General features: G+C 48.1%; 23 protein-coding genes. 13 read left to right on the forward strand and 10 right to left on the reverse strand.

Annotated features, from left to right (window positions below; genetic code table 11):
• Positions 1-11: 11 nt before the first annotated feature.
• From IS446_RS06015 to IS446_RS06035, 5 genes are read left to right on the forward strand one after another with little or no spacing between them, the layout of a single operon-like run.
• Entirely contained in the window at positions 12-959 is a 948-nt protein-coding gene (locus IS446_RS06015; RefSeq protein ID WP_203059110.1) for a 2-hydroxyacid dehydrogenase, read from the forward strand.
• 16 nt (positions 960-975) lie between these two features.
• Entirely contained in the window at positions 976-1,431 is a 456-nt protein-coding gene (locus tag IS446_RS06020) for a DUF1801 domain-containing protein (protein WP_203059111.1), read from the forward strand.
• Positions 1,428-1,808 (forward strand): VOC family protein, encoded by a 381-nt coding sequence (locus IS446_RS06025; RefSeq protein ID WP_203059112.1) that lies wholly within the window; start codon positions 1,428-1,430, stop codon positions 1,806-1,808. The genes IS446_RS06020 and IS446_RS06025 overlap by 4 nt, the downstream gene beginning before the upstream one ends.
• Before the next feature lie 57 nt (positions 1,809-1,865).
• Entirely contained in the window at positions 1,866-2,240 is a 375-nt protein-coding gene (locus tag IS446_RS06030) for a TM2 domain-containing protein (RefSeq protein WP_203059113.1), read from the forward strand.
• A gap of 37 nt (positions 2,241-2,277) precedes the next feature.
• The gene (locus IS446_RS06035) at positions 2,278-2,598 is read left to right on the forward strand and encodes an ArsR/SmtB family transcription factor (protein ID WP_203059114.1); all 321 of its coding nucleotides are present in this window, start codon (positions 2,278-2,280) and stop codon (positions 2,596-2,598) included.
• 42 nt (positions 2,599-2,640) lie between these two features.
• On the opposite strand, the gene IS446_RS06040 is transcribed toward IS446_RS06035, so the two are convergent.
• From IS446_RS06040 to IS446_RS06050, 3 genes are read right to left on the reverse strand one after another with little or no spacing between them, the layout of a single operon-like run.
• Positions 2,641-4,458 (reverse strand): GNAT family N-acyltransferase, encoded by a 1,818-nt coding sequence (locus tag IS446_RS06040; RefSeq protein WP_203059115.1) that lies wholly within the window; start codon positions 4,456-4,458, stop codon positions 2,641-2,643.
• 53 nt (positions 4,459-4,511) lie between these two features.
• On the reverse strand, positions 4,512-5,762 hold the full coding sequence (locus IS446_RS06045) for an aspartate kinase (protein ID WP_203059116.1): 1,251 nt from the start codon (positions 5,760-5,762) through the stop codon (positions 4,512-4,514).
• 3 nt (positions 5,763-5,765) lie between these two features.
• Positions 5,766-6,242, reverse strand: coding sequence for a GNAT family N-acetyltransferase (locus tag IS446_RS06050; RefSeq protein ID WP_203059117.1), 477 nt, complete (start codon positions 6,240-6,242; stop codon positions 5,766-5,768).
• Positions 6,243-6,357: 115 nt separating this feature from the next.
• On the opposite strand from IS446_RS06050, the gene fbp reads away from it, so the two are divergent.
• Entirely contained in the window at positions 6,358-7,371 is a 1,014-nt protein-coding gene (fbp, locus tag IS446_RS06055) for a class 1 fructose-bisphosphatase (protein WP_203059118.1), read from the forward strand.
• A gap of 36 nt (positions 7,372-7,407) precedes the next feature.
• Here the strand turns inward: fbp and IS446_RS06060 are convergent, their stop codons facing one another.
• A complete protein-coding gene (locus tag IS446_RS06060; RefSeq protein WP_203059119.1) occupies positions 7,408-7,851 on the reverse strand; it encodes a tellurite resistance TerB family protein in 444 nt (147 codons plus the stop codon).
• Between the two features lie 798 nt (positions 7,852-8,649).
• Between IS446_RS06060 and dnaE the strand changes: the two genes are divergently transcribed.
• The 3 genes from dnaE (at position 8,650) to IS446_RS06075 (ending at position 14,066) form a co-directional block, all read left to right on the forward strand.
• The gene (gene dnaE / locus IS446_RS06065) at positions 8,650-13,035 is read left to right on the forward strand and encodes a DNA polymerase III subunit alpha (protein WP_203059120.1); all 4,386 of its coding nucleotides are present in this window, start codon (positions 8,650-8,652) and stop codon (positions 13,033-13,035) included.
• Between the two features lie 122 nt (positions 13,036-13,157).
• Positions 13,158-13,475 (forward strand): thioredoxin, encoded by a 318-nt coding sequence (trxA, locus tag IS446_RS06070; protein WP_203059121.1) that lies wholly within the window; start codon positions 13,158-13,160, stop codon positions 13,473-13,475.
• Between the two features lie 201 nt (positions 13,476-13,676).
• Positions 13,677-14,066, forward strand: a complete 390-nt coding sequence (locus IS446_RS06075) for an HIT family protein (RefSeq protein ID WP_203059122.1) — start codon at positions 13,677-13,679, stop codon at positions 14,064-14,066.
• Here the strand turns inward: IS446_RS06075 and IS446_RS06080 are convergent.
• Together IS446_RS06080 and IS446_RS06085 are read right to left on the reverse strand one after the other, a co-directional pair.
• A complete protein-coding gene (locus IS446_RS06080) occupies positions 14,050-14,415 on the reverse strand; it encodes a hypothetical protein (RefSeq protein WP_203059123.1) in 366 nt (121 codons plus the stop codon). The genes IS446_RS06075 and IS446_RS06080 overlap by 17 nt on opposite strands.
• 2 nt (positions 14,416-14,417) lie before the next feature.
• Positions 14,418-15,557: a sensor histidine kinase gene (locus IS446_RS06085; protein ID WP_203059124.1), complete on the reverse strand. Its 1,140-nt coding sequence runs from the start codon at positions 15,555-15,557 to the stop codon at positions 14,418-14,420.
• A gap of 128 nt (positions 15,558-15,685) precedes the next feature.
• Between IS446_RS06085 and IS446_RS06090 the strand changes: the two genes are divergently transcribed.
• The 3 genes from IS446_RS06090 (at position 15,686) to aat (ending at position 17,878) form a co-directional block, all read left to right on the forward strand.
• Positions 15,686-16,567: a flavin reductase family protein gene (locus IS446_RS06090; RefSeq protein WP_203059125.1), complete on the forward strand. Its 882-nt coding sequence runs from the start codon at positions 15,686-15,688 to the stop codon at positions 16,565-16,567.
• Positions 16,568-16,589: 22 nt separating this feature from the next.
• Positions 16,590-16,964, forward strand: coding sequence for a DUF3127 domain-containing protein (locus tag IS446_RS06095; protein WP_203059126.1), 375 nt, complete (start codon positions 16,590-16,592; stop codon positions 16,962-16,964).
• A gap of 263 nt (positions 16,965-17,227) precedes the next feature.
• Positions 17,228-17,878, forward strand: a complete 651-nt coding sequence (gene aat / locus IS446_RS06100; protein ID WP_203059127.1) for a leucyl/phenylalanyl-tRNA--protein transferase — start codon at positions 17,228-17,230, stop codon at positions 17,876-17,878.
• Positions 17,879-17,961: 83 nt separating this feature from the next.
• Here the strand turns inward: aat and IS446_RS06105 are convergent, their stop codons facing one another.
• Positions 17,962-18,882 carry a mechanosensitive ion channel family protein gene (locus tag IS446_RS06105; RefSeq protein WP_203059128.1) on the reverse strand — a complete coding sequence of 307 codons (921 nt, stop codon included), beginning with the start codon at positions 18,880-18,882 and terminating at the stop codon, positions 17,962-17,964.
• A gap of 100 nt (positions 18,883-18,982) precedes the next feature.
• Positions 18,983-19,549, reverse strand: a complete 567-nt coding sequence (locus tag IS446_RS06110; protein WP_203059129.1) for a DNA-3-methyladenine glycosylase I — start codon at positions 19,547-19,549, stop codon at positions 18,983-18,985.
• 105 nt (positions 19,550-19,654) lie between these two features.
• Here IS446_RS06110 and IS446_RS06115 point away from each other — a divergent pair, with 105 nt between their 5' ends.
• Entirely contained in the window at positions 19,655-20,299 is a 645-nt protein-coding gene (locus IS446_RS06115; RefSeq protein ID WP_203059130.1) for a thioredoxin family protein, read from the forward strand.
• Here the strand turns inward: IS446_RS06115 and IS446_RS06120 are convergent.
• Both IS446_RS06120 and truB read right to left on the reverse strand, forming a co-directional pair.
• A complete protein-coding gene (locus tag IS446_RS06120) occupies positions 20,264-20,998 on the reverse strand; it encodes an energy transducer TonB (RefSeq protein ID WP_203059131.1) in 735 nt (244 codons plus the stop codon). The genes IS446_RS06115 and IS446_RS06120 overlap by 36 nt on opposite strands.
• A gap of 34 nt (positions 20,999-21,032) precedes the next feature.
• The gene (gene truB / locus IS446_RS06125; protein WP_203059132.1) at positions 21,033-21,737 is read right to left on the reverse strand and encodes a tRNA pseudouridine(55) synthase TruB; all 705 of its coding nucleotides are present in this window, start codon (positions 21,735-21,737) and stop codon (positions 21,033-21,035) included.
• Between the last annotated feature and the right edge of the window lie 2 nt (positions 21,738-21,739).

Raw genomic sequence — 21,739 nt, forward strand, 5'->3', positions numbered from 1 at the left:
AGCATTATATCATGAAAATACTACACGTAGATACGAATCACCCTTTGCTTATTGCCGAGCTCGATACCCTTGGGTTTGTAAATGACGAAGATTATACCTCCGATCGTTCAGAGATCATGGAGAAAATAGATCAGTATGACGGACTCATTATTAGAAGTCGTTTTCCGATAGACCGTGAATTTCTCGATGCGGCATCACGCCTCAAGTTTATTGGTCGGGTAGGCGCAGGACTCGAAAATATTGATACAGACTTTGCCCGGGAGAAAGATGTGAGATTATTCAATGCCCCCGAAGGAAACCGCAATGCTGTGGGCGAGCAGGCCCTGGGAATGCTCCTGGCCCTGATGAATAAGATGATCAAGGCGCATAACGAAGTAAAAAGTGGGATTTGGTTGCGGGAAGAGAATCGCGGATTCGAACTTGAAGGGAAGGTGGTTGGCCTCTACGGATACGGTAATATGGGAAAGGCCTTTGCCAGGAAACTTCGCGGTATGGATGTGGAGGTGATCTGTTATGATATTCTCGGCGGGGTTGGCGATGAAAACGCCCGACAGGTAGGGATCATGGAATTTTGTAAGAATGCCGATGTGGTGAGTCTGCACACGCCACAGACCCCGGAGACCATGGGCCTTGTTAACAAGGAATTTATCGATGCTTTTGCCAAGCCTTTTTGGTTTATAAATACCGCCCGTGGAAAGAGCGTGGTTACCAGCGACCTCGTGGAAGGGCTTAAGTCGGGTGCCGTGTTAGGGGCAGCCCTGGATGTGCTCGAGTATGAAAAGGCCTCTTTTGAAAACCTTTTTGAAGACGAGATGCCAGCGGCCTTTGAGGCATTGCTAAATGCGCCTAATGTGGTGCTTACCCCGCATATTGCAGGATGGACCGTAGAAAGCAAACAAAAACTGGCTAAGACCATTGTCGATAAGATCAAAGCGGTTTTTGTAGAACAAACCAGTTAAAGTAAAAATAAAGCTCATGGAATACCAGGCCAATACCCCGGACGATTATGAAGCAGCCCTGCCGGCAGAGCGCCGGGAGGTGATCAAAAAACTACGCCGGTTGGCGGCCGAGCATCTGCCTGAAGGTTTTGAAGAAACCATGAGCTACGGTATGATAGGGTATGTGGTGCCTCATGAGCGCTATCCTGCAGGATACCACTGCGACCCTTCACTGCCCTTGCCCTTTCTGAATATTGCCTCTCAGAAGAACTATGTGGCTATGTATCACAGCGGACTCTATGCCGATGCCGATCTACACGATTGGTTCGTGAAGGCGTATCCCGACCACGCCCGGTATAAGCTGGATATGGGGAAAAGCTGTGTGCGGTTTAAGCGCATGGATGATATCCCTTATGAGCTCCTGGGCGAACTCTTTAAAAAGATCACGCTGGATAGCTGGATCGCCTTGTATGAGAAAAATGTAAAACGATGAAAAGAAGGGTAACAGGAATAGGAGGGGTGTTCTTCAAGGCTAAAGATCCAAAGGCCCTGCTGGAATGGTATAAGAAACACCTGGGGCTCGATACCGATGCGTACGGATGGTCTTTTGTATGGGGAGATGACGACCTTCCCGCGCCCATGACACAATTGGGGGTGTTCCCGAAGGATACCGATTATTTTAAACCCGCTTCAGATGGGTATATGATCAATTTTCGGGTAGAAGACCTCGATGAATTGCTGAAAGTGCTTAAAGAAGAAGGGGTCCGGATCGTGGGGGAGCCACAAACCTACGATTACGGAAAGTTCGGTTGGATCCTTGATCCGGAAGGGAATAAGATCGAATTATGGCAGCCGCTGAGTCATTTTTAAATGATTCATCAGAAAATTCACTAAATTAGTTAAGTACAATCGATCAATAATAAACCAATGTCTGAGAAGGATGAAGACCTGGGCGAAAAGGCCAGGAAGTTTTTTGATGATGCCGGGAGGGAGGCCAAGGAGACCGCAAAGGAGTTTTCTGATAGCGCCAAGCAAACCTTTAAGGATGGTGAGAACAAACGTATCCTTGTGGGGGTGATCGCGCTCTTGCTCGGTGCCTTTGGGGTGCACAAGTTCGTTTTGGGCTATAACAAGGAAGGGTTTGTGATGCTGGGCGTAAGTTTGCTGGCCGGAGCCTTTACCTGTGGTATGGCTACCTACCTGGTGGCCGTGGTAGGTTTGATCGAAGGGGTGATCTACCTCACTAAAAGTGATATCGAATTTTACAACACCTATATTCACGATAGAAAACCCTGGTTTTAGATCCTGATCTGGTGGCTGTAACCCTAAATCCGCTACAATGGGACATACCAAGCGTTTGGTGCATACTTCCGAACAGAATCAGTTGGCAGAAACCTTAAAGGCCATGGGGCATCCTGCGCGCATTGCGATCATACAATATGTAGCCGATCATCCCGATGCTATATGTACTTCCATGGTTCAGGAAATGGATCTTGCCCAGTCTACGATCTCTCAACATTTATCAGAATTACGTCGGTCCGGGATCATTCAGGGGAGGTCGATCGGTAAAAAAATGGCCTACCGCATCAATGTAGACCGCTTGTACGAAGTAAAGCAAACCCTCAATCACTTTTTTAATGCCACCCAGCAGCGCTCCTGATAAAGGACGCTTTAGAACTTCTTTCTAATTGGTGTTCAAGGGTTACTCTGCTGCCGTTTCGGTATTGTTGTTCAGCCCTTTTTCCAGTTCGGCCTGGAACTCTTCCATAGCAGGTTTTACAGTACTTTCCGGGAGGTCGGCAATACGAATGTACATGAGTCCGTCAACCGAATTGTTAAATAACGGATCTACGTTAAAAGCCACACACTTCGCATTTTGCTTGATGTATTTTTTAATGAGTACAGGCAAGCGCAACTGTCCCGGTTCTACCTCGTCTATAAGCTTATCGAACTTGTTGAGGTCTGCTTTGGTCTCATCAAAGATGAACTCCTTGTCGACATCCTTCAGTTTTACCTTGAACTTTTTCTTCGGACTCACATAATTGGCTACGTATGGATCCCAGTAATGCGATCTCATAAATTCGATCATGAGTGATTTTGAGAAGTTCGAGAACTGGTTGCTTATACTCACCCCACCAATAAGGTATTTATGATCAGGGTTTCTTAGTGTAGTATGCACGATCCCTTTCCATAACAGGAAAAGCGGCATGGGTTTTTGCTGGTATTCCCCAACAATAAAGGCACGGCCCATCTCAATAGACTGACTCATCATCTTGTGTAATTCCGGTTCGAACTTAAAGAGCTCGCACAGGTAGAATCCGTTAATGCCGTACTTTTTGTAGATCTGCATTCCCAGTCCCATACGGTAGGCACCCACTATGGTTTTGGCCTCGTTGTCCCAAAGGAACAAATGGTGGTAGTATTCGTCGTAATGGTCGAGGTCTATCGATTTGTTGGTTCCTTCTCCCACGGCCCTGAAGGTGATCTCTCTAAGGCGGCCGATCTCTCTCATGATGTTGGGCATCTTATTGGCCTTAGCCAGGAATACCTCGTAATTCTTGCTCTCCAGTAAGCGGTGGTCGGTATCCCGCAGGGTGTTGACCTCAGAGGCCATCAGGTCACTGTTTACCGGGGTAGCGATCTCTTTTGGCGAACGCTGAAAACGCAGGTTGGTTGGGATCTTGTCCAGCAAGCGCTCGCGCTCATAAGCATTGGCCAGCATATAGGTCTTACGGCGCAGGAACTGAGAATACTCCTGTACATTATCGATCTCCTCCTGTACCGCTACCGGGATGGGGCGACCTATACGTACTTTGATCACCCTGTTGCGTTGTGATAACAATTCAGAAGGGAGCTTGGCCGTTCTCAGGGAGTCATGCATATTAGAGAGCCTGTAGAATGCCTTGCTGTTTCTCGCGTGAAAATAAATGGGTACCACAGGGACCTTTGCCTTTTTGATGAGCTTTATGGCGGGCTCTTCCCACAGGCGGTCTACGATGAGATCTTCATCTTTTAGCGTAGAAACCTCTCCGGCCGGGAAGATGCCCAGCGGACTTCCTTCGCGGAGGTGGAGAAGGCTTTTTTTGAACCCTTCAAGGCTGCTCTTGATATCCTTGTGATCTTCAAAAGGATTCACCGGCATGATGTAAGGCGAAAGAGGCTCGATCCTGTTCAGTAAAAAGTTGGCCAGGATCTTGTAATCAGGACGCTGTTCCAGCAATAGCTTTAACAGCAGGATACCGTCGATGCCTCCAAGCGGGTGGTTGGATACCGTAATAAAGGCGCCTTCCTTTGGGAGGCGCTTAAGGTCTTCTTCAGGGATCTCAAAATTTACGCCGAACTCATCGAGGATGGCATTGAGAAAATCAAGGCCTTCCTTGTTCTTATTCCGGTCGTAGATGCGGTTGAGCTTTGAGATCTTCAGGGTCTTGATAAGTATCCATCCCGTAAAAGTTCCAAATGGACCGTATTTGTCGACCCCTATGGCTTTAGCCATTTCCCTGGCGGTAACTAATCCCATTCGCTGGTGGTTTATTCAGTGCTACAAATATAGGAATTCTAACCTATGAATGTTTAGTGAACCACCAGTTGCACCGTTTCCTGAGTACGTTGTTCCAGCAGGATCTTGTGGTTGTTTTGCAGGCTCGCAATGGCTTGTTCGTTAAAATGTCTTATGGTATAAAGAGTTACATTCTCATGATGGGTCACCTTGAACTTCGATTTGAGGGTCTGTAAAAGTTCAGATAAACGATCAAATTTATTGTCGACACATACCGAAAAACTAATGGCTGAATTCTGTATCAGGTCTACCTTCATACGGTTATCGTGAAACAGCTTGAAGATCTCACTGATGTTGTCTTCTACGATAAAAGAGAAATCCAGGGATGACAGTTTGAGCAATACCAGGTTCTTCTTTACGATAAAGCAGGGTACTTCGGGCTCTATGGTGTGGCCTTTGGTTACGGTGGTTCCGGGTGCTTCGGGATTCAGAAATGAACGTACCTGCAGGGGGATCTCCTTGCGCTGTAAGGGCTGCAAGGTCTTAGGGTGAATTACCGAAGCCCCGTAAAAGGCCAGCTCGATAGCCTCACGATAGGAGATGTGATTGAGCAGTTGCGTCTCGGTGAAATGTCGGGGGTCTGCATTGAGTACCCCGGGAACATCTTTCCAGATGGTTACCGAATCGGCATTGAGGCAATACGCAAAGATGGCAGCCGTGTAATCTGATCCTTCTCTTCCCAGGGTGGTGGTGAAGTTGTTGTCATCACTCCCCAGAAATCCCTGGGTGATATTGAGCACCTGCCTGTTCACCCCGCCGGTGATGCGTTCCTGGGTGAGTTCCCAGTTGACCTTGGCGTCGCGGTACTCGTTATTGGTTTTGATAAAGTTGCGTACATCCAGCCAGTGGTTGGTAAGGCCCTGGTCGTTGAGGTAGGCGCTTACGATGGTGGTGGAGATAAGCTCCCCGTAACCTACGACCTGGTCGTAAACAAAACTCTTCTTAGGCGATTTGTTCCAGGTAAGGAAACCTTTGAGTTCGTCGATAAGCTGTTGAAACTTGCCATATACCTCGTGACTGGTGTTTTCGAAGAGCTCGTTCATGATCTCCAGGTGGTAGTCTACCACTTCCTGTATGGCCCCGTTGACCTCCGGCTTATTGTTAAAATAGGCGCTGATCACAGCCTCCATGGCGTTGGTGGTCTTGCCCATGGCCGAGATCACGAGCAAGGTGTTCTCGTGGCCGGTCACTTTTAATACATTTACTACATTACGTACGCCGTTGGCATCCTTCACAGAAGCCCCACCAAATTTAAATACCCTCATAGGTCAGATCGATAAAAATTTCTTAATTCCTTCTTCATCCAATTGTACGGTATCCCAGTCGCGGAGAACTCTTGCCCCGTTGCGCTCGTAAAACCTGATAGCGCCATCGTTCCAGTCGAGTACTGCCCATTCAATGCGCTTTACACCCTGTTCGTGGCCATAGGCGATGACCCTTGAAAAAAGGGCGCTCCCCAGGCCTGTGCCCCGAAGGACCTGCCTTACGATGAGGTCTTCCAGGTGAATGGTCTTACCCTTCCAGGTAGAGTAGCGCTCGTATACCAGCGCCATCCCGGCCAGGTGACCATTGGCCTCGGCTACGAAGCAGTGAAACAGCGGCTTTTCTCCAAAACCATCCTGTAAGAGGTCTTTTTCGGTGATCTCTACAGCATCGGGCTCCTTTTCGAATTCGGCCAGTTCTTTAATAAGTTCTAAAACCTGCCCCATGTCTTCCGGGCGGGCGTCGCGAATGATATAATCCATAGTTGTTACAAATATAACATTAGGTTATAAAACTTCAAATACTAATTTTCACGAAAACGTTGTAGTTTGACAAAAATACCGATATTTGTGCGGCAACTCACAACTTCTATTCTTAATGTCAAGAAAAAATCAAACCCTGGGCGAGTTCATTATCGAGAACCAGGCGGCTTTCAAATATTCTTCCGGAGAACTTTCTAAATTGATCAACGCCATCCGACTGGCTGCCAAGGTGGTGAACCACGAGGTGAACAAGGCTGGGTTGGTCGACATTCTCGGGGCCAGTGGTGATACGAATATACAGGGGGAAACCCAGCAAAAGTTGGATCTTTTGGCGCATGAGCGCTTTATAAAAACCCTGGCCAACAGGGAGATCGTTTGTGGGATCGCCTCAGAAGAGGAAGACGATTTTATCCAGATCAACAGTGCCGACAATAACCACCAGAATAAGTATGTGGTCTTAATGGATCCGTTGGATGGGTCCAGTAATATCGATGTTAATGTTTCTGTGGGGACTATTTTTAGTATTTACAGGCGGGTAACTCCGATCGGGACCCCGGTAACCCTTGAAGATTTTCTTCAGCCGGGACGCCGTCAGGTCGCTGCGGGGTATATTATTTACGGAACCTCGACCATGCTGGTGTACACCACCGGGCATGGGGTTAACGGATTCACCCTGAACCCGGCTATCGGGACGTTCTACCTTTCGCATCCGAACATGCAATTTCCGGAAGATGGGAAGATCTATTCGGTGAATGAGGGGAATTACATTCATTTTCCGGAAGGGGTGAAGCAGTACATCAAATACTGCCAGCGGGAAGAAGACGACCGTCCGTACACCTCCAGGTATATCGGATCTCTGGTATCTGATTTTCATCGTAACATGATCAAAGGCGGTATTTATATGTACCCGGAAAGCAGTGCTTATCCCAACGGGAAATTACGACTGTTGTACGAATGCAATCCGATGGCCTTTCTGGCAGAGCAGGCCGGAGGAAAGGCGAGTAACGGATTTGACCCCATAATGGATATACAGCCGGAGGAGTTGCATCAAAGGGTGCCGTTTTTCTGCGGAAGTAAAAATATGGTCACCACGGCAGAGTCGTTCATGCAGGAGCATCACGGAAAGTGATGCCGTGGTATGTGACTTTGGAAGGGTGGTTCGATATCAGTTGTTCTTGGTTTCTTTCCGGTACTTGAATTCATCCCTGAAATGGTCAAAGGTAGCACCGTCCTTTGCCAGCTTTAAGGCCTTGGCGAGGACATAATCTATTTTATCAGACTTGAATCCGAGTCCGATGCACAACCTGCGCATAATACGCACTTCGGTGTCGTCCTTGATCTCATCTGCATAAACCATCCGGGCAATATCGTAGAGCCTCTCCACGCGGCTTTCATGTGAAAGCGGTGGGTTTACCGGGTAGTTGAACGGATTTTCCATGACCTGTTGGTAAAGCTCCCCCCGAACACCCAGATTTCGTGCCAGACGATCCAGAAAGTCCTGCTCATCCTTGGAGATCTCTCCATCGGAAAGTGCTACTCTGACAATGGCTGCAAAATGATCCCTGTTTCTCTCTTGGAATGCGGTTGAATATAGATCGGAAATAGACATAATCGATGCGGTTTTAAATTAATGATCAGGATAGCAAAAGTCTCATTACTGGCATTACTCAATTTGGGGTTAGACCATTACGCCTGACTCTAAGTTAAGTAAAATTTGCCGATGTAAACCTGACCAAACTCATAATTTGAGGGAGGGGCAGTTGGGTAGTTACACGGTGACGCGGTGACACGGTGACGCGGTGACACGGTGATGCCCACCATCGCTAAAGCTACGGTGGATGAAACAGTGACAAGATGAAATGGTTATACAGTGATGTAGTTATGCGGTTTTGCAGTATTATGATATTTCAGGATTCCTCAAATGTTATTCTGCTATGTCGGCATGGGTAGTTCATCAGCCTTATAAAAGTTGAGATTTCTCCACTCCTTTTCAAGGAGGGGTGGCCACGTCTGTGACGTGGAAGGGGTGGTTAGGCAGCTATGAGGTCAGGTTAATGATAATAGGTCTTTGCCATTTATTCCCGACTATCGACTCCCCACCTACCTGCCTACCGGTCTACCTGTGGGGCGTTACATGGTTACGAGGTCGATCCATAATTTATTATTCCAAATCCCTCATCCCTCATCCCCATTCCCGATTCCCCATCCCCCATTCCCCATCCCTCACCTCCCCGTTAATAACTCTTAACAATTCCCCTTTTGCCACCTCTTTTTTCTGTGTAATTTTATCGCCCGCACGCGTTACAAGTAGCGCTCACATTCTTGAGCGTTATTTCTGTTTTCGCGGGTGGTAATGCCCTGTTAATTACAGGGGTTATTCGTAATACGCCTTTTAAATACAGTGCCCATGTACCTGATCTTCGATACTGAAACTACCGGATTACCCAAGCGTTGGGATGCGCCCATAAGCGACACCGATAACTGGCCAAGAGCCATTCAGATCGCATGGCAGCTGCACGATGAGATGGGGAACCTGATAGAGCATCAGGATTATTTGATCAAACCGGAAGGATTTAATATTCCTTTCGATGCCGAGAAGATACACGGGATCTCTACCGAACTGGCAGCCGAGCAGGGGATACCCCTGACCGAGGTGCTGGAAAAATTTAAAAGTGCACTGGAGCGTACCAAGTTTGTCGTTGGTCAGAACGTAGGCTTCGACGTGAATATCATGGGGGCCGAATTTTATAGGGAAGGTGTGGGAAGTATCATGGAGGAATTACCCGTACTGGATACCTGTACCGAGGAGACGGCCATGCTTTGCCAGATCCCCGGCGGACGAGGAGGGAAGTTCAAGCTGCCTACCCTGACCGAGCTGCACGAATACCTTTTTGGAGAGCCTTTTGCCGAAGCCCACAACGCAACGGCCGACGTGGAGGCTACAACCCGCTGTTTTTTTGAACTTATCCGCCGCGGAAAAGGATTTACCACCGAGCAGCTCGATGTGACTCCCGATTATTTCGATCGCTTCTCCAGAGAAAATCCGCAGACCATTCCGCTCATCGGACTTAAGCACCTCAACCTTAAGGAGGCTTCCGATAAGATCCGTGAGGAACTCAAAAAAGCAGAGCCTTCTGATGCGCTTTCTACCGAAGAGATCAAGCAGAATATTGCCGAGCTCGCCGATGCGCAGTTCGCCCACCTGCACAACCATTCGCAGTTCTCCATTCTCCAGGCGACTTCCAGTGTGCCCGACCTGGTGAAAGCAGCAGCCAAGGCCAAGATGCCTGCCGTTGCCCTTACCGATATGGGGAATATGATGGGAGCCTACCACTTCGTAAAAGCCGTAAGTGACCACAATAAGGCCGCTGAAGCCCAGGCTAAGGAGGCTGCCGAAAAAGGTGAAGAACCCGAACTTTTACCTATGAAAGGTATTGTTGGGTGTACGTATAATATCTGTGAGAACCACAAGGATAAATCGGTTAAGGATAACGGATACCAGGTCGTGTTCCTTGCGAAAAATAAAGCCGGTTACCACAACCTGGCAAAAATGTCTTCCATCGCCTTTACCGAAGGGTTCTACTACGTGCCCCGTATCGACAAGGAGGTGGTCAAGCAGTACAAGGACGATGTGATCGTGCTTACCGGTAACCTCTACGGGGAGGTGCCGTCGAAAGTGCTCAATGTGGGTGAAAAGCAGGCTGAAGAGGCCTTGCTCTGGTGGAAGGAAGAGTTTGGCGATGACCTCTATATGGAGATCATGCGACACGGACAAGAAGATGAAGACCGTGTGAACGAGGTGCTGGTGCAGTTAGCCAGGAAGCACGATGTAAAACTCGTTGCCACCAATAATACCTATTACATCAACCAGGAAGATGCCAATGCCCACGATATTCTACTCTGCGTAAAAGATGGAGAAAAGAAAGATACACCCATAGGTCGCGGTCGTGGTTATCGCTACGGATTGCCTAACCAGGAGTACTTCTTCAAAGGGCAGGATGCCATGAAGGAGCTGTTCAAGGATCTCCCGGAGGCGATCACCAATGTGAGCGAGATCGTAGATCAGATCGAACCCTTTATACTGGCGCGTGATGTATTACTTCCGAAATTTGATATTCCGGAGCAATTTGTGGTAGCTGAAGATGATGTTGACGGTGGTAAGCGCGGGGAGAACAAATACCTGCGACACCTTACCTATGAGGGAGCGAAACAGCGCTATGGGGAGATCACCGATGAGATCACCGAACGGCTCGATTTCGAATTGAGCGTTATTGAAAACACCGGGTATCCGGGATACTTCCTTATTGTATGGGACTTTATCGATGCCGCAAGGAAAATGGGGGTGTCGGTAGGACCGGGAAGGGGATCGGCGGCCGGATCGGCAGTGGCCTACTGCCTTGGGATCACCAATATTGACCCGATCGCCTACGACCTGCTTTTTGAGCGCTTCCTGAATCCTGACCGTGTATCCCTTCCCGATATCGATATTGACTTTGACGATGAGGGGCGAAGTCGCGTAATGGACTATGTGATCGATAAGTACGGTGCCAACCAGGTGGCACAGATCATCACCTATGGTACCATGGCAGCCAAGTCGTCTATTCGCGATACGGCTCGTGTACTGGACCTGCCCCTGAGTGATGCCGACCGTATCGCCAAGCTTATTCCGAACATGAAGCTCGGGAAGATCTTCGGCCTCGACGATAAGGCGCTTAAGGAAAAGCTGCGATCAGAAGAACTGGAAAAGGTGAACGAGCTCAAAGGAATCTCTGAAGGAGACGATCTCGAAGCGCTTACCGTAAACCAGGCGAGGGTGCTTGAAGGTTCGGTGCGTAATACGGGGATCCACGCCTGTGGGGTGATCATTACCCCCGACGATATCACCAAGTTCGTACCGGTATCTATTGCCAAGGATTCCGACCTCTATGTGACCCAGTTCGATAACTCGGTAGTAGAGAGTGCCGGATTGCTAAAGATGGACTTCCTGGGGTTAAAGACATTAACCCTGATCAAGGATACCGTAAAGCTTATCAAATACAAACACGGCATTGAGCTGGATCCCGATGAGATCCCACTGGATGATGAAAAGACCTATGAGCTCTTTCAGCGCGGAGAAACCGTAGGGATCTTCCAGTACGAATCGGCGGGGATGCAGAAGCACATGAAAGACCTCAAGCCAACGGTCTTTGCCGACCTTATTGCCATGAATGCCCTTTATCGTCCGGGGCCGCTGGAATACATTCCGTCCTTCATTCGCCGTAAACACGGGGAGGAAGAGATCGTATATGACCTTCCGGCCATGGAGGAATACCTAAAGGAAACCTATGGTATTACCGTATACCAGGAACAGGTGATGCTGTTGTCGCAGTCGCTGGCAGGGTTTACCAAAGGTGAAGCCGACGTACTGCGTAAGGCCATGGGTAAAAAGATCTTTGCCCTCCTGGAGCAACTCAAGCCGAAGTTCCTCGATGGGGGTGAAGCCAATGGCCATCCAAGAGATGTATTGGAGAAGGTTTGGAAAGACTGGGAAGCCTTTGCTTCCTATGCCTTTAACAAATCGCACTCTACCTGTTATGCCTGGATCGGATACCAGACGGCTTACCTCAAAGCCAATTATCCGGCAGAGTATATGGCAGCGGTGCTCTCCAACAACATGAACGATATCAAACAGGTTACCTTCTTCCTTGAAGAGTGTAAGCGTATGGGGTTGGTCGTACTGGGGCCCGATGTGAATGAATCGTTCTATAAGTTTACCGTAAATAAAGAAAACGCCATCCGTTTTGGGATGGGAGCTATTAAAGGGGTAGGCCGTGGTGCCGTAGATACCATCGTAGAGAATCGTAAGGACGGACATTACCGTTCGGTATTCGACCTGGCGAAACGCATCGACCTGCGCGCTGCCAACCGTAAGGCTTTTGAGAACCTGGCCCTGGCAGGAGGTTTCGATTCCTTTTCAGATACCCACAGAGCACAGTATTTTCACGATGAAGGTGATGGGATCACCTTCCTGGAAAAGGCGATCAAGTACGGAGCCAAGGCCCAGGAAAACGAGAATTCATCCCAGGTGAGTCTCTTCGGGGAAGCCAGTGAGGTACAGATCCCCGAACCGGTGGTGCCGCCATGCGATACCTGGGGAACCATGGAAAAGCTTCGCAAAGAACGGGAAGTGGTAGGGATCTATATTTCAGGTCACCCCCTCGACGATTTTAAGATCGAGATGGAAACCTTTAGCAATGGTAATATATCCATGTTCCAGAACCTGGAGGCTATTGTGAATCGGGAGATCGCTTTCGCAGGAGTGGTTTCTGAAGTGCAGCACCGCGTATCCAAGAACGGAAAGGGATGGGCTGCGTTCTTTGTAGAAGACTATAACGACTCCTATGAGTTCAGGATCTTTGGCGAGGAGTACCTCAAGATGCGCCATTTCCTGGTACCCAATAATTTTGTTTTCTTTAAGGTGTTCGTAAAGGAAGGGTGGACCAACAAGGATACCGGGAAGAAAGGCGATCCGAGGTTGCAGTTCAATAGCATGATGCAGTTGCAGGATGTGATGGAAACCTACGCCAAGAAGATCACCCTTCACCTTAAGCTGGAAGACCTGAAACAGGAGCAGGTGCTAAGCCTGAAGGAGATCGTAGCCACCCACCAGGGGGAGCTGCCGCTTTACGTGGCGGTGCACGGCATCGGCGACCAGATCACCATGAAAATGCCGAGCCGAAAAATGAAGGTGAATATCAATAATGAGTTCCTTCAGGCCCTGCAGGAGGCGGAAGTGGTGTATAAGCTTAACTGATTGAGAAACCATATCATTACATAGTAAAAACATATGCAAGGCCTGTAAGGTTTGGAAAAATTATTGACTAACTTTGCGCTTGTTATTTTGACAACAAGAGAATTAAATTAAATCTTTATACAATGGCATTAGAAATAACCGATGCTACTTTTGACGAAGTAGTTCTTAAGAGTGATAAACCTGTTATGGTTGATTTTTGGGCAGCATGGTGCGGTCCTTGTAGAATGGTAGCCCCTATTATCGATGAGCTCAGCAGTGAGTACGATGGTAAGGCCGTAGTTGGTAAGGTTGATGTAGACAGCCACCAGGAGTTTGCTGCTAAATACGGGGTTCGTAACATTCCTACCGTACTGGTATTCCAAAACGGAGAGGTTGTTGGACGTCAGGTAGGTGTAGCGCCTAAGAACGTATATGCTGAGGCACTTGACAAGCTCCTCTAAGAAGGTAAAATATAATCGCATAGAAAAAGGTTTGGCTGTAGGTCAAACCTTTTTTATTTTTATTAGGGTGCATCCCCGTGAAATTGCTTCGCAGTATTTCACCGGGTCGGGCCATTCGCTGTATCTTTTTAAGCTGCGCTTAAAAAGGATGTCGCTACTGTCCCTTGCACAAGAGATGTGTCATTAAAAAAAAGAGCTGTTATGCCGAGTATTTTTACCAAAATAATCAACGGAGAGATTCCTTGCTACAAGATCGCCGAAGACGAAAATTTCTTCGCTTTCTTTGATATTAATCCCAATGCTAAGGGGCATACCCTGTGCGTGCCCAAACAGGAGGTCGATAAGATCTTTGACCTGGATGAAGAACAGTATATGGGGCTCATGGCCTTTTCCAGAAAGGTGGCTCATGCGCTTGAAAAAGCGGTGGATTGTAAACGTGTGGGGATCGCTGTTGTCGGATTAGAAGTGCCTCATGTGCACGTACACCTGATCCCGTTGAACGATATGAAAGAAATGACCTTTCAGCACAAGGTGAAAATGACTCCCGGGGAGTTCGATACATTGGCCGCTAAGGTCAGGGAGCAAATGTAAAAAGCTCCGGGCGCTGCCACGCTAAAAATCCTGCAGCAACGGCTGTTAAAACCAGGATAAGCGTGATATAGCTCAGCGCTTTCAGTTGAAAACGCTTTGGGGGTGTGCCCATGGTTCTCAGGTAGAAGGCTTTGATCTGTTCGATATTCTCCGTGTAGCGAATGGGGTAGATCACCGTTTCGCATTTACCGCATACCATATGCTCAGAAAGCTCCCTGGAAAGGTGGTAGTACCATTTGTTATCGATCTCTTTTTGAAGTACCGTGTATCGTATGGAGTTGTTGGCAAAACACTCCGGACAGTTACTTGAAAGTGTTGCCTCTTTGAACACCTTTCGGTTGATACTCATGATTAAGCGGTTTTTAAGATAATTTGCATGGTCGTACCCTTGTCTGTCGCAGAGTGTAACACCTTTACCTTCCCGTCATGATAATCTTCAATGATCCTTTTTACGAGCGACAAACCGAGCCCCCACCCTCTTTTCTTGGTGGTGAATCCCGGCTCAAATATACGGTTATAATCGTTTTTTGGAATACCCTTTCCCGTATCGGTTACAAGTATTCTTGCAGTTTTACCATCGGTATCTATGCGCACCTTGAGCGAGCCCTTTCCCTTCATGGCGTCTATAGCGTTCTTTACCAGGTTCTCTATAGTCCAGCTGTACAGTTGCGCGTTGATCATACAGTAGATCACTGGCGCCTCAGATTCAAAACTAAAATGCACCTGCTTTGAGGTACGCACCTGCAGGTACTCCAAAGTGGTTCGGGTTTCGTCTACAAGATTGAGACGTTCCAGAGATGGGATGGAACCGATCTTTGAAAAGCGTTCGGTGATGGTTTGCAGGCGGGTAATGTCTTTCTCGATCTCTGTGGTGATCTCCGGGTTTATCCCGTCCTCGTCCTTAAGGATCTCGTTCCACCCAAGCAGGGAAGAGATGGGGGTGCCTATCTGGTGAGCCGTTTCCTTGGCCATCCCGGCCCATAATTTGTTCTGGTCGCTTATGCGGGTGGTCCTGTAGAAAAAGTAAACCACGGCAGCAAAGAGTACGATAATGAGAATAAGCGCTACCGGGTAGTATTTCAGGTTGTTGATCACTTCAGAATTTCCATAGTAAAGCGTACCATAGCATTCCTTTTTATAACACACTTCAATGGGAGCATTTTCCTGGGCGAACTGGTCGATCTTTTGGTAGAGGTAGGTGCTGTCTTTGGCGCGCTTCTCAGAAATATTGTTTAATCGCAGCTCCCCGGAGCGGCCTACATAGATCATGGGCGTGCTCCTGTTGTTGCGGAGCACTTCGAGGGTGAGGTCGCCAAGGTCCCGGTCCAGGTCTTCCGTTTGGAGAAATTCTGCCTGAGCCCTGGCCCAGATGTTCATCTTGGTGCGCTCTTCTTCCTTGAATCGCTGAAAAAAGATGTAGGTGTTGAAAAGTATGGAGACTACGATCGCAAAAGAAGAGATGATAAGTATCCAGCGGGTAGTTTTATTCATTGGTGACAGCAGGTTGACTTAGCGACGACTATAAATATAAAGTAAAACCTTTTGTTTTATTGTTTTGCGGTGGATAAAAACATTTTCTATTCGCTTCGAGAATGGCTATTTTTGTTCAAAATTTCACCATGCTAACCATTGACCCTAAAGAGATTCCTACGGCCAAGCTGCACGGCTATCTGCTGGGAGCGGTAGGTCCCAGACCCATCGCCTTTGCCAGTACCGTGAATGCCGAAGGAATACCCAACCTCTCGCCGTATAGTTTTTTTAATGTTTTTAGTGCCAATCCGCCAATTTTAATATTTTCGCCGGCGAGAAGGGTGCGAAACAATACCACCAAACATACCCTTGAGAATGTCAAGGCGACCAAAGAGGTGGTGATCAATGTGGTGAATTACGACATCGTACAGCAAATGTCACTGAGCAGCACCGAATACCCCGAGGGGGTAAATGAGTTCGAAAAGTCCGGACTAACCATGGTGGCTTCGGAGACCGTGGCGCCCTTCAGGGTGAAGGAATCACCGGTGCAATTTGAGTGCAAGGTGGTTGAGGTAAGGCCTCTCGGAACCGAAGGCGGTGCCGGAAACCTGGTGATCTGTGAGGTCACGAAAATGCATATTGACGAAGCCGTTATAAATGCTCAGGGAGCCATAGATCAGGATCGTATAGACCTGGTGAGCCGTATGGGTGGTAACTGGTATTCGAGAGCCAATAAGGGATTGTTCGAAGTGCCTAAACCATTGTCTAGCCTGGGGATCGGAGTAGATCGCATTCCGGAAGGGATCAGGCTTAGCAAGGTGCTTACAGGGAACGACCTGGGCAAATTAGGTAATGTCGAGGCCATGCCCGATCAGGAAGCCGTTGAGGCTTTTGTGAGCGAGAGTGTGGAAGTGCGTAAAGTACTTAGTTCCGGTGATACCGAAAAAATACATGAATTGGCCAGAACCTACCTGGATCAAAACCGGGTGGTAGAAGCGTGGAAATTGCTGCTGGCAGGAAACAGAGAATAAGGATTTTAATTTTAGCATATTTATGGAAGTACAAGGAAGAATCAAGATGATCGGTGAGACGAAGAGCTTTGGAAGCAACGGCTTTAGAAAGCGTGAAGTAGTGGTAACCACCGAAGAACAATATCCGCAACACCTCATGATCGAGTTCGTTCAGGATAAGACCGACCTGTTAAACAGCTTTAGCGTTGGGCAGCAAGTTAAGGTGAGTATTAACCTTAGAGGTAGAGAGTGGGTGAGTCCGCAGGGAGAAACTAAGTACTTCAATACCATCCAGGGATGGAGGATCGAGACTCTCGACCAGCAACCACAGGCAGGTATGCCACCGGTGCCACCAGCCGATGCTTTTGAGCCGGCAAGTGACTTTAAAGAAGAAGATCACGACGATCTGCCTTTTTAAGGAAGAGATCAGATAATACATGAAAAGGAAGGCTTTTGCCTTCCTTTTTTTATTCCTGCTAGTTAAAAAAACGTCCCGATTAACCTATCGGGACGCCAGTTGTGAATTTTGGATTTGCCTTTATATACACCAAAATAAGCAATGATAAATGAAAGTGATTTTTAAAAGGCTACTTAAAGTTGGTCAATTTTTGCGTGAAAACATGAAATTTTCTTGAAAAATTTATAGTTTATCGATTAAAGTGAGGATAACCGTATTTGTTTATGCTGTTTCTTGATGACGAGCTCTATTTTCCGCCGGTCCATATGGCCTCCCCTGAGGGTGTGATCGCTATAGGAGGCGATCTCAGACCCGAACGGCTTATGCTGGCCTATCGTTCGGGTATTTTTCCGTGGTTTGACGACGGACAGCCTATTCTTTGGTGGTGTCCCGATCCCAGGATGGTACTTTATCCGGGAGAGCTGAAAGTGCGCAAGAGCATGCAGCAATTTATGCGAAACACGACCCTGAAGGTGACCAGAGATCAGGCCTTTGAACAGGTGATCAGGGAGTGCGCCATGATCGATCGCCCCGGGCAGTACGGCACCTGGATCAACGATGATATGATCGAGGCATATACCCAATTGCACAAGCGTGGTTTTGCGCGTTCGGTAGAGGTGTGGGATGGTGAGAAACTGGTTGGCGGATTATACGGGATCGACCTGGGAAGTGTGTTTTGCGGCGAGAGCATGTTCGCTAAAAAAAGTAATGCCTCCAAGCTGGCCTTTATCACCCTCGTTCGCGAACTTGAAGCAGAGGGATACGACCTTATCGATTGCCAGGTCTATACCGACCACCTCGCCAGTCTAGGTGCAAGGGAAGTACCCAGGGAGGTCTTCATGAGCATTCTTGCGTATGGAAGTGCGAAAGACTGATCTGGCCGGGCCCGCGAGCCGCGAAATCTTTCTTCCGGGAAGTAATCGATCAGAATAGCTGTAGACCTAAGCACTCCTGAAGGCTAGTCCTTATCCGGTGTGTTTGGCTCAGGCCCCCTGATGTCCAGTTTGGGGATTCTGATGATCTCTACCGTTGCTGAGGCCAGAACCACCTTGCCGTTCGTTTTTTCGAAGGCCTCCCCGATAAGCGTGTATAAGAGGTCTTTGGTGCTTCTCCGTTTTTTGTAATCTACAATATACCTCAGGTTAAAACGTATCCAGTTGTCGGTCATGGTCAGGGCCAGGGTGGGTTCTACCTGGGCGTCTTCTATATAGTATTTGTCTACGATGTGCTTCCATTGCTCGACCGAACCCCGGGCATAACCGGCCAGCTGATCGGTGGCGACCCCGATGATGATCTCTTTGGCGAGCTCGATGTCCGATCCGTAGCGCACGGGGAGATCGAATTCATCCCAGATAAAGGGGAAGTCCCTGGAGTAATTGTAAACGGGCCCTTTAAACACAAAGGCGTTGCTTAGCTTTACGATCCTTCCGCTGTAGTTGTCGCTGCTTACCCATTGCCCGATCTCCATCATGGTGGTGTAAATGCTGTCGATATCGATCACATCGCCTTTTATGCCGTGGATCTCAATGCGGTCTCCGGGCTTGTATACTTTGACCAGAAAGATATAAAGAGATCCGGCTATGCTCAGAATGAGTTCCTGCAGGGTTATGGTAATTCCGGCGGTAAGCAGGCCTATGGCCAGACCAAAATCCTTGATGTTCCCTGTGAAATAGGTTACGGTGAGCAAAAAGATCAGGAGGTATCCCAGTATCTCGATCCCTTTTTGTGATTTATATCGGGTATCTGAGTCAGGAAGGCTCCTGCGAAGTATCCGCCTTAGGAATTGTATCACAATGATGATGGCCACCAGCCATGCCAGGTACTTGACCACCGCAGCGATCATTGGGTATTCGGTAAACCAGTCTTTAAGGGTTTCCATGATCATGAGTTTGAATTGCCTTGTATTCCGGGGCTCTTTTTATTTCCCTGAGGCCCGGAGCGGGTAAGCTTGCAGGCCCTCGGATCTATACTTTTGCAGGCTACCGTTCCGGCATCTCCTTATATCGAAAGCAATCGGTCGTATGGTCGTTCACCATTCCCGTGGCCTGCATATGGGCGTAGACTACTGTTGAACCAACGAATTTAAATCCGCGTTTTTTCAGGTCCTTACTTATTTGGTCAGAGAGTGGGGTGTTCGCGGGGATCTCTGAAAGGGTTTTGAAGCTGTTTACGATGGGCTTATGGTCAACAAATTCCCAGATATATTCACTGAAACTTCCAAATTCCTCCTGTACCCGCATAAAGGCCCGGGCATTGGTTACGGTAGCCCGTACTTTTAATTTGTTCCTGATGATCCCGGGATTGTCAAGCAGTTCCAGGATCTTCTCTTCCCCGTATTGAGCGACCTTTTTGTAGTCAAAATGGTCAAAAGCCTCCCTGAAGTTCTCCCGCTTACGCAGTACGGTGATCCAGCTGAGCCCGGCCTGGAAGGTCTCCAGGGTAAGAAATTCGAAAAGGGTGGCATCATCTTTTACGGGAACACCCCATTCTTTGTCGTGATAGGCTTCATAGAGCTCATCGCCCTCACACCACTTACAACGCTTCATGTCTTGAGTTTTACAGGTTGGCTAATTACTTCGGCCCTATTCGTAAGGTTTCCGGATATTTACTACTAAGGTAATTTGTTTTACGAAATAAATCTGCCAGCTTATATGATTTTAAAGACATCGAAGATCCTTGCTCCCGACCTTTTGCAAACCGTACTCAAAGAGGCCATGCCCTATGAGGAGTTTCGCAAAGAGGTATTTCAGCTACTGGAAACCAACAGGGTTACCGGGAAGGAACAAAGCGATGCCTACTTGCATTATACGTTAATGAACGAGAAGCGTATGGACCGCTGGGAAAAGACTTTTCGAATACCCGAAGGGGTGGCTGAGGCGGTATCTGCTTTTACCGGGAAGGTTACCTGGCTGGTGATCACCGAAGGGTGGTGTGGCGATGGTGCTCATGCGCTGCCTGTTATGAAAAAGCTGGCCGATCTCAATGAGAACATTACCCTGAAGATGGTGATCCGCGATGAGCATCCGGAACTCATGGATGAATTTCTTACCAATGGCGCACGATCGATACCTAAACTATTGATGTTGGATGAAGCTACAGGAATGGTATCGGCTACCTGGGGTCCCAGACCGTCGGAGGCCGCTCGAATGGTGGAAGATGAAAAACGTGAAAAAGGCGAATTGAGTCCGCAATTCAGAGCCGACCTTCAGATGTGGTACAACCGCGATAAAGGAAAGAATATCGCCGCCGACCTGGCCGATCTACTCTCCCTGGAACTGGTAGGTGATGGTGCCTAATTGCTTCGGTTTCGAGGCGTCTGTATTGAACCGCGCTTTTAAGGCGTAAAATATAGCATTGTCTACCAGGCATTTGTTCGAGGTGGTCGAGCTTTTTTGGTTAAAGCTGGCATCGGTAACCGTACCCTGGGCGTCTACTTCGATATTCACCACGACCTTTCCGAAACTTTCACAGGTATACACCGGGTTAGGGATCTTGATGGTTTCATGCCTTCCTTTCAGCGAATACGAGATGGTGGTTCTTCGCTTGATATTCACCGGGGCAGCATTGGGGGTCTCCTTTTCTTTCAGCTTTTCCATAAGCTCCTTTTGCTTCTTCAGCTTTTCGGCATATTCCTGTGCCAGGTTCAGGTTCTCTGAAAGCTCGTTCTGTTCTTCCCCCTCTTCAGAAGCCTCTTGTTCGGCCTTCATCTCTTCGATCTCCTGCTGTAATTCTTCCAGGGTTTTAAAATCCTCCAGTTCTTTGGCAAAGGTGCTCTCGTTGGCCTCGTTATAGGCCATGTGGGTTTCTAATTCCTGAAGCGGAATCGGTTCTTCTTCAGGGATCTCTTCTTCCAGTAATGTTTCGTCATAGGAGAGCTCGTACAGGTATTCTTCTTCCTGCTTGTCGCGAAGCTTGATATTGTAGGCTGTTAGTACAATGATCCCCGTAATGCAAAAGGTAATAATGAGGGATAATTGCTTGTTGTTGAGGTTCATAAAAGAGGGACTTATGATCTAAATATAGTAATTTTTAGTCATCTCCCTTTTCCAGCATTTCCGGAAATTGAAGAGGTGCTATAGCATTACTTACGTTCAGATCGCCTATTTTGGTTCTTTTGAGTTCAGAAAGATAGGCTCCGCTCTCCAGGGCCTTACCCAGATCGTGTGCCAGGGAACGTATATAAGTACCCTTGCTGCAAACTACACGAAACGAGAGTTCGGGGAAGTTATAGTTGGTGATCTCAAATTCGTGGATCTCTACTTTTCTGGATTTGATCTCAACCTCCTTGCCTTCGCGGGCAAATTCATACAAGCGCTTTCCGTCCTTTTTTAGTGCAGAGAACACCGGCGGATATTGATCTATTGCCCCCCTGAACTGGTCAAGGGTGGCCTCTACCAATGCTTCGGTGATATGTTCTGTAGGATAGTGCTTGTCGATCTCGGTCTCCATGTCGTATGACGGACGCGTAGCGCCGAGGGTGATCGTACCGGTGTATTCTTTGATGAGCCCCTGAAGTTCGGGAATGCGTTTGGTAAATTTCCCGGTGCAGATCACCAGAAGTCCGGTGGCCAGGGGATCCAGGGTGCCGGCGTGGCCTACCTTGATCTTTTTGAGCTTGAATGCTTTTTTAATGGCCCATTTGATCTTGTTCACCGCTTGGAATGACGACCATTCCAGTGGTTTGTCTATAAGGAGAACCTGCCCTTGCTTAATGTCTTCTTCGGTATACTTCATAT

The sequence above is a fragment of the Robertkochia sediminum genome, from assembly GCF_016786255.1.
In the GTDB taxonomy this organism is placed as follows: Bacteria; Bacteroidota; Bacteroidia; order Flavobacteriales; family Flavobacteriaceae; genus Robertkochia; species Robertkochia sediminum.

Coding starts and splice junctions, on each gene's coding strand:
- IS446_RS06105 (WP_203059128.1), bottom strand. CDS start 18,882: ATGGAAACCCTTAAAGACTGGTTTACCGAATACCCAATGATCGCTGCG.
- IS446_RS06085 (WP_203059124.1), bottom strand. CDS start 15,557: ATGAATAAAACTACCCGCTGGATACTTATCATCTCTTCTTTTGCGATC.
- truB (WP_203059132.1), bottom strand. CDS start 21,737: ATGAAGTATACCGAAGAAGACATTAAGCAAGGGCAGGTTCTCCTTATA.
- IS446_RS06090 (WP_203059125.1), top strand. CDS start 15,686: ATGCTAACCATTGACCCTAAAGAGATTCCTACGGCCAAGCTGCACGGC.
- IS446_RS06030 (WP_203059113.1), top strand. CDS start 1,866: ATGTCTGAGAAGGATGAAGACCTGGGCGAAAAGGCCAGGAAGTTTTTT.
- trxA (WP_203059121.1), top strand. CDS start 13,158: ATGGCATTAGAAATAACCGATGCTACTTTTGACGAAGTAGTTCTTAAG.
- IS446_RS06040 (WP_203059115.1), bottom strand. CDS start 4,458: ATGGGATTAGTTACCGCCAGGGAAATGGCTAAAGCCATAGGGGTCGAC.
- IS446_RS06060 (WP_203059119.1), bottom strand. CDS start 7,851: ATGTCTATTTCCGATCTATATTCAACCGCATTCCAAGAGAGAAACAGG.
- IS446_RS06095 (WP_203059126.1), top strand. CDS start 16,590: ATGGAAGTACAAGGAAGAATCAAGATGATCGGTGAGACGAAGAGCTTT.
- IS446_RS06110 (WP_203059129.1), bottom strand. CDS start 19,549: ATGAAGCGTTGTAAGTGGTGTGAGGGCGATGAGCTCTATGAAGCCTAT.
- IS446_RS06015 (WP_203059110.1), top strand. CDS start 12: ATGAAAATACTACACGTAGATACGAATCACCCTTTGCTTATTGCCGAG.
- IS446_RS06075 (WP_203059122.1), top strand. CDS start 13,677: ATGCCGAGTATTTTTACCAAAATAATCAACGGAGAGATTCCTTGCTAC.
- IS446_RS06025 (WP_203059112.1), top strand. CDS start 1,428: ATGAAAAGAAGGGTAACAGGAATAGGAGGGGTGTTCTTCAAGGCTAAA.
- IS446_RS06020 (WP_203059111.1), top strand. CDS start 976: ATGGAATACCAGGCCAATACCCCGGACGATTATGAAGCAGCCCTGCCG.
- IS446_RS06035 (WP_203059114.1), top strand. CDS start 2,278: ATGGGACATACCAAGCGTTTGGTGCATACTTCCGAACAGAATCAGTTG.
- IS446_RS06080 (WP_203059123.1), bottom strand. CDS start 14,415: ATGAGTATCAACCGAAAGGTGTTCAAAGAGGCAACACTTTCAAGTAAC.
- IS446_RS06045 (WP_203059116.1), bottom strand. CDS start 5,762: ATGAGGGTATTTAAATTTGGTGGGGCTTCTGTGAAGGATGCCAACGGC.
- dnaE (WP_203059120.1), top strand. CDS start 8,650: ATGTACCTGATCTTCGATACTGAAACTACCGGATTACCCAAGCGTTGG.
- IS446_RS06050 (WP_203059117.1), bottom strand. CDS start 6,242: ATGGATTATATCATTCGCGACGCCCGCCCGGAAGACATGGGGCAGGTT.
- IS446_RS06120 (WP_203059131.1), bottom strand. CDS start 20,998: ATGAACCTCAACAACAAGCAATTATCCCTCATTATTACCTTTTGCATT.
- IS446_RS06115 (WP_203059130.1), top strand. CDS start 19,655: ATGATTTTAAAGACATCGAAGATCCTTGCTCCCGACCTTTTGCAAACC.
- aat (WP_203059127.1), top strand. CDS start 17,228: ATGCTGTTTCTTGATGACGAGCTCTATTTTCCGCCGGTCCATATGGCC.
- fbp (WP_203059118.1), top strand. CDS start 6,358: ATGTCAAGAAAAAATCAAACCCTGGGCGAGTTCATTATCGAGAACCAG.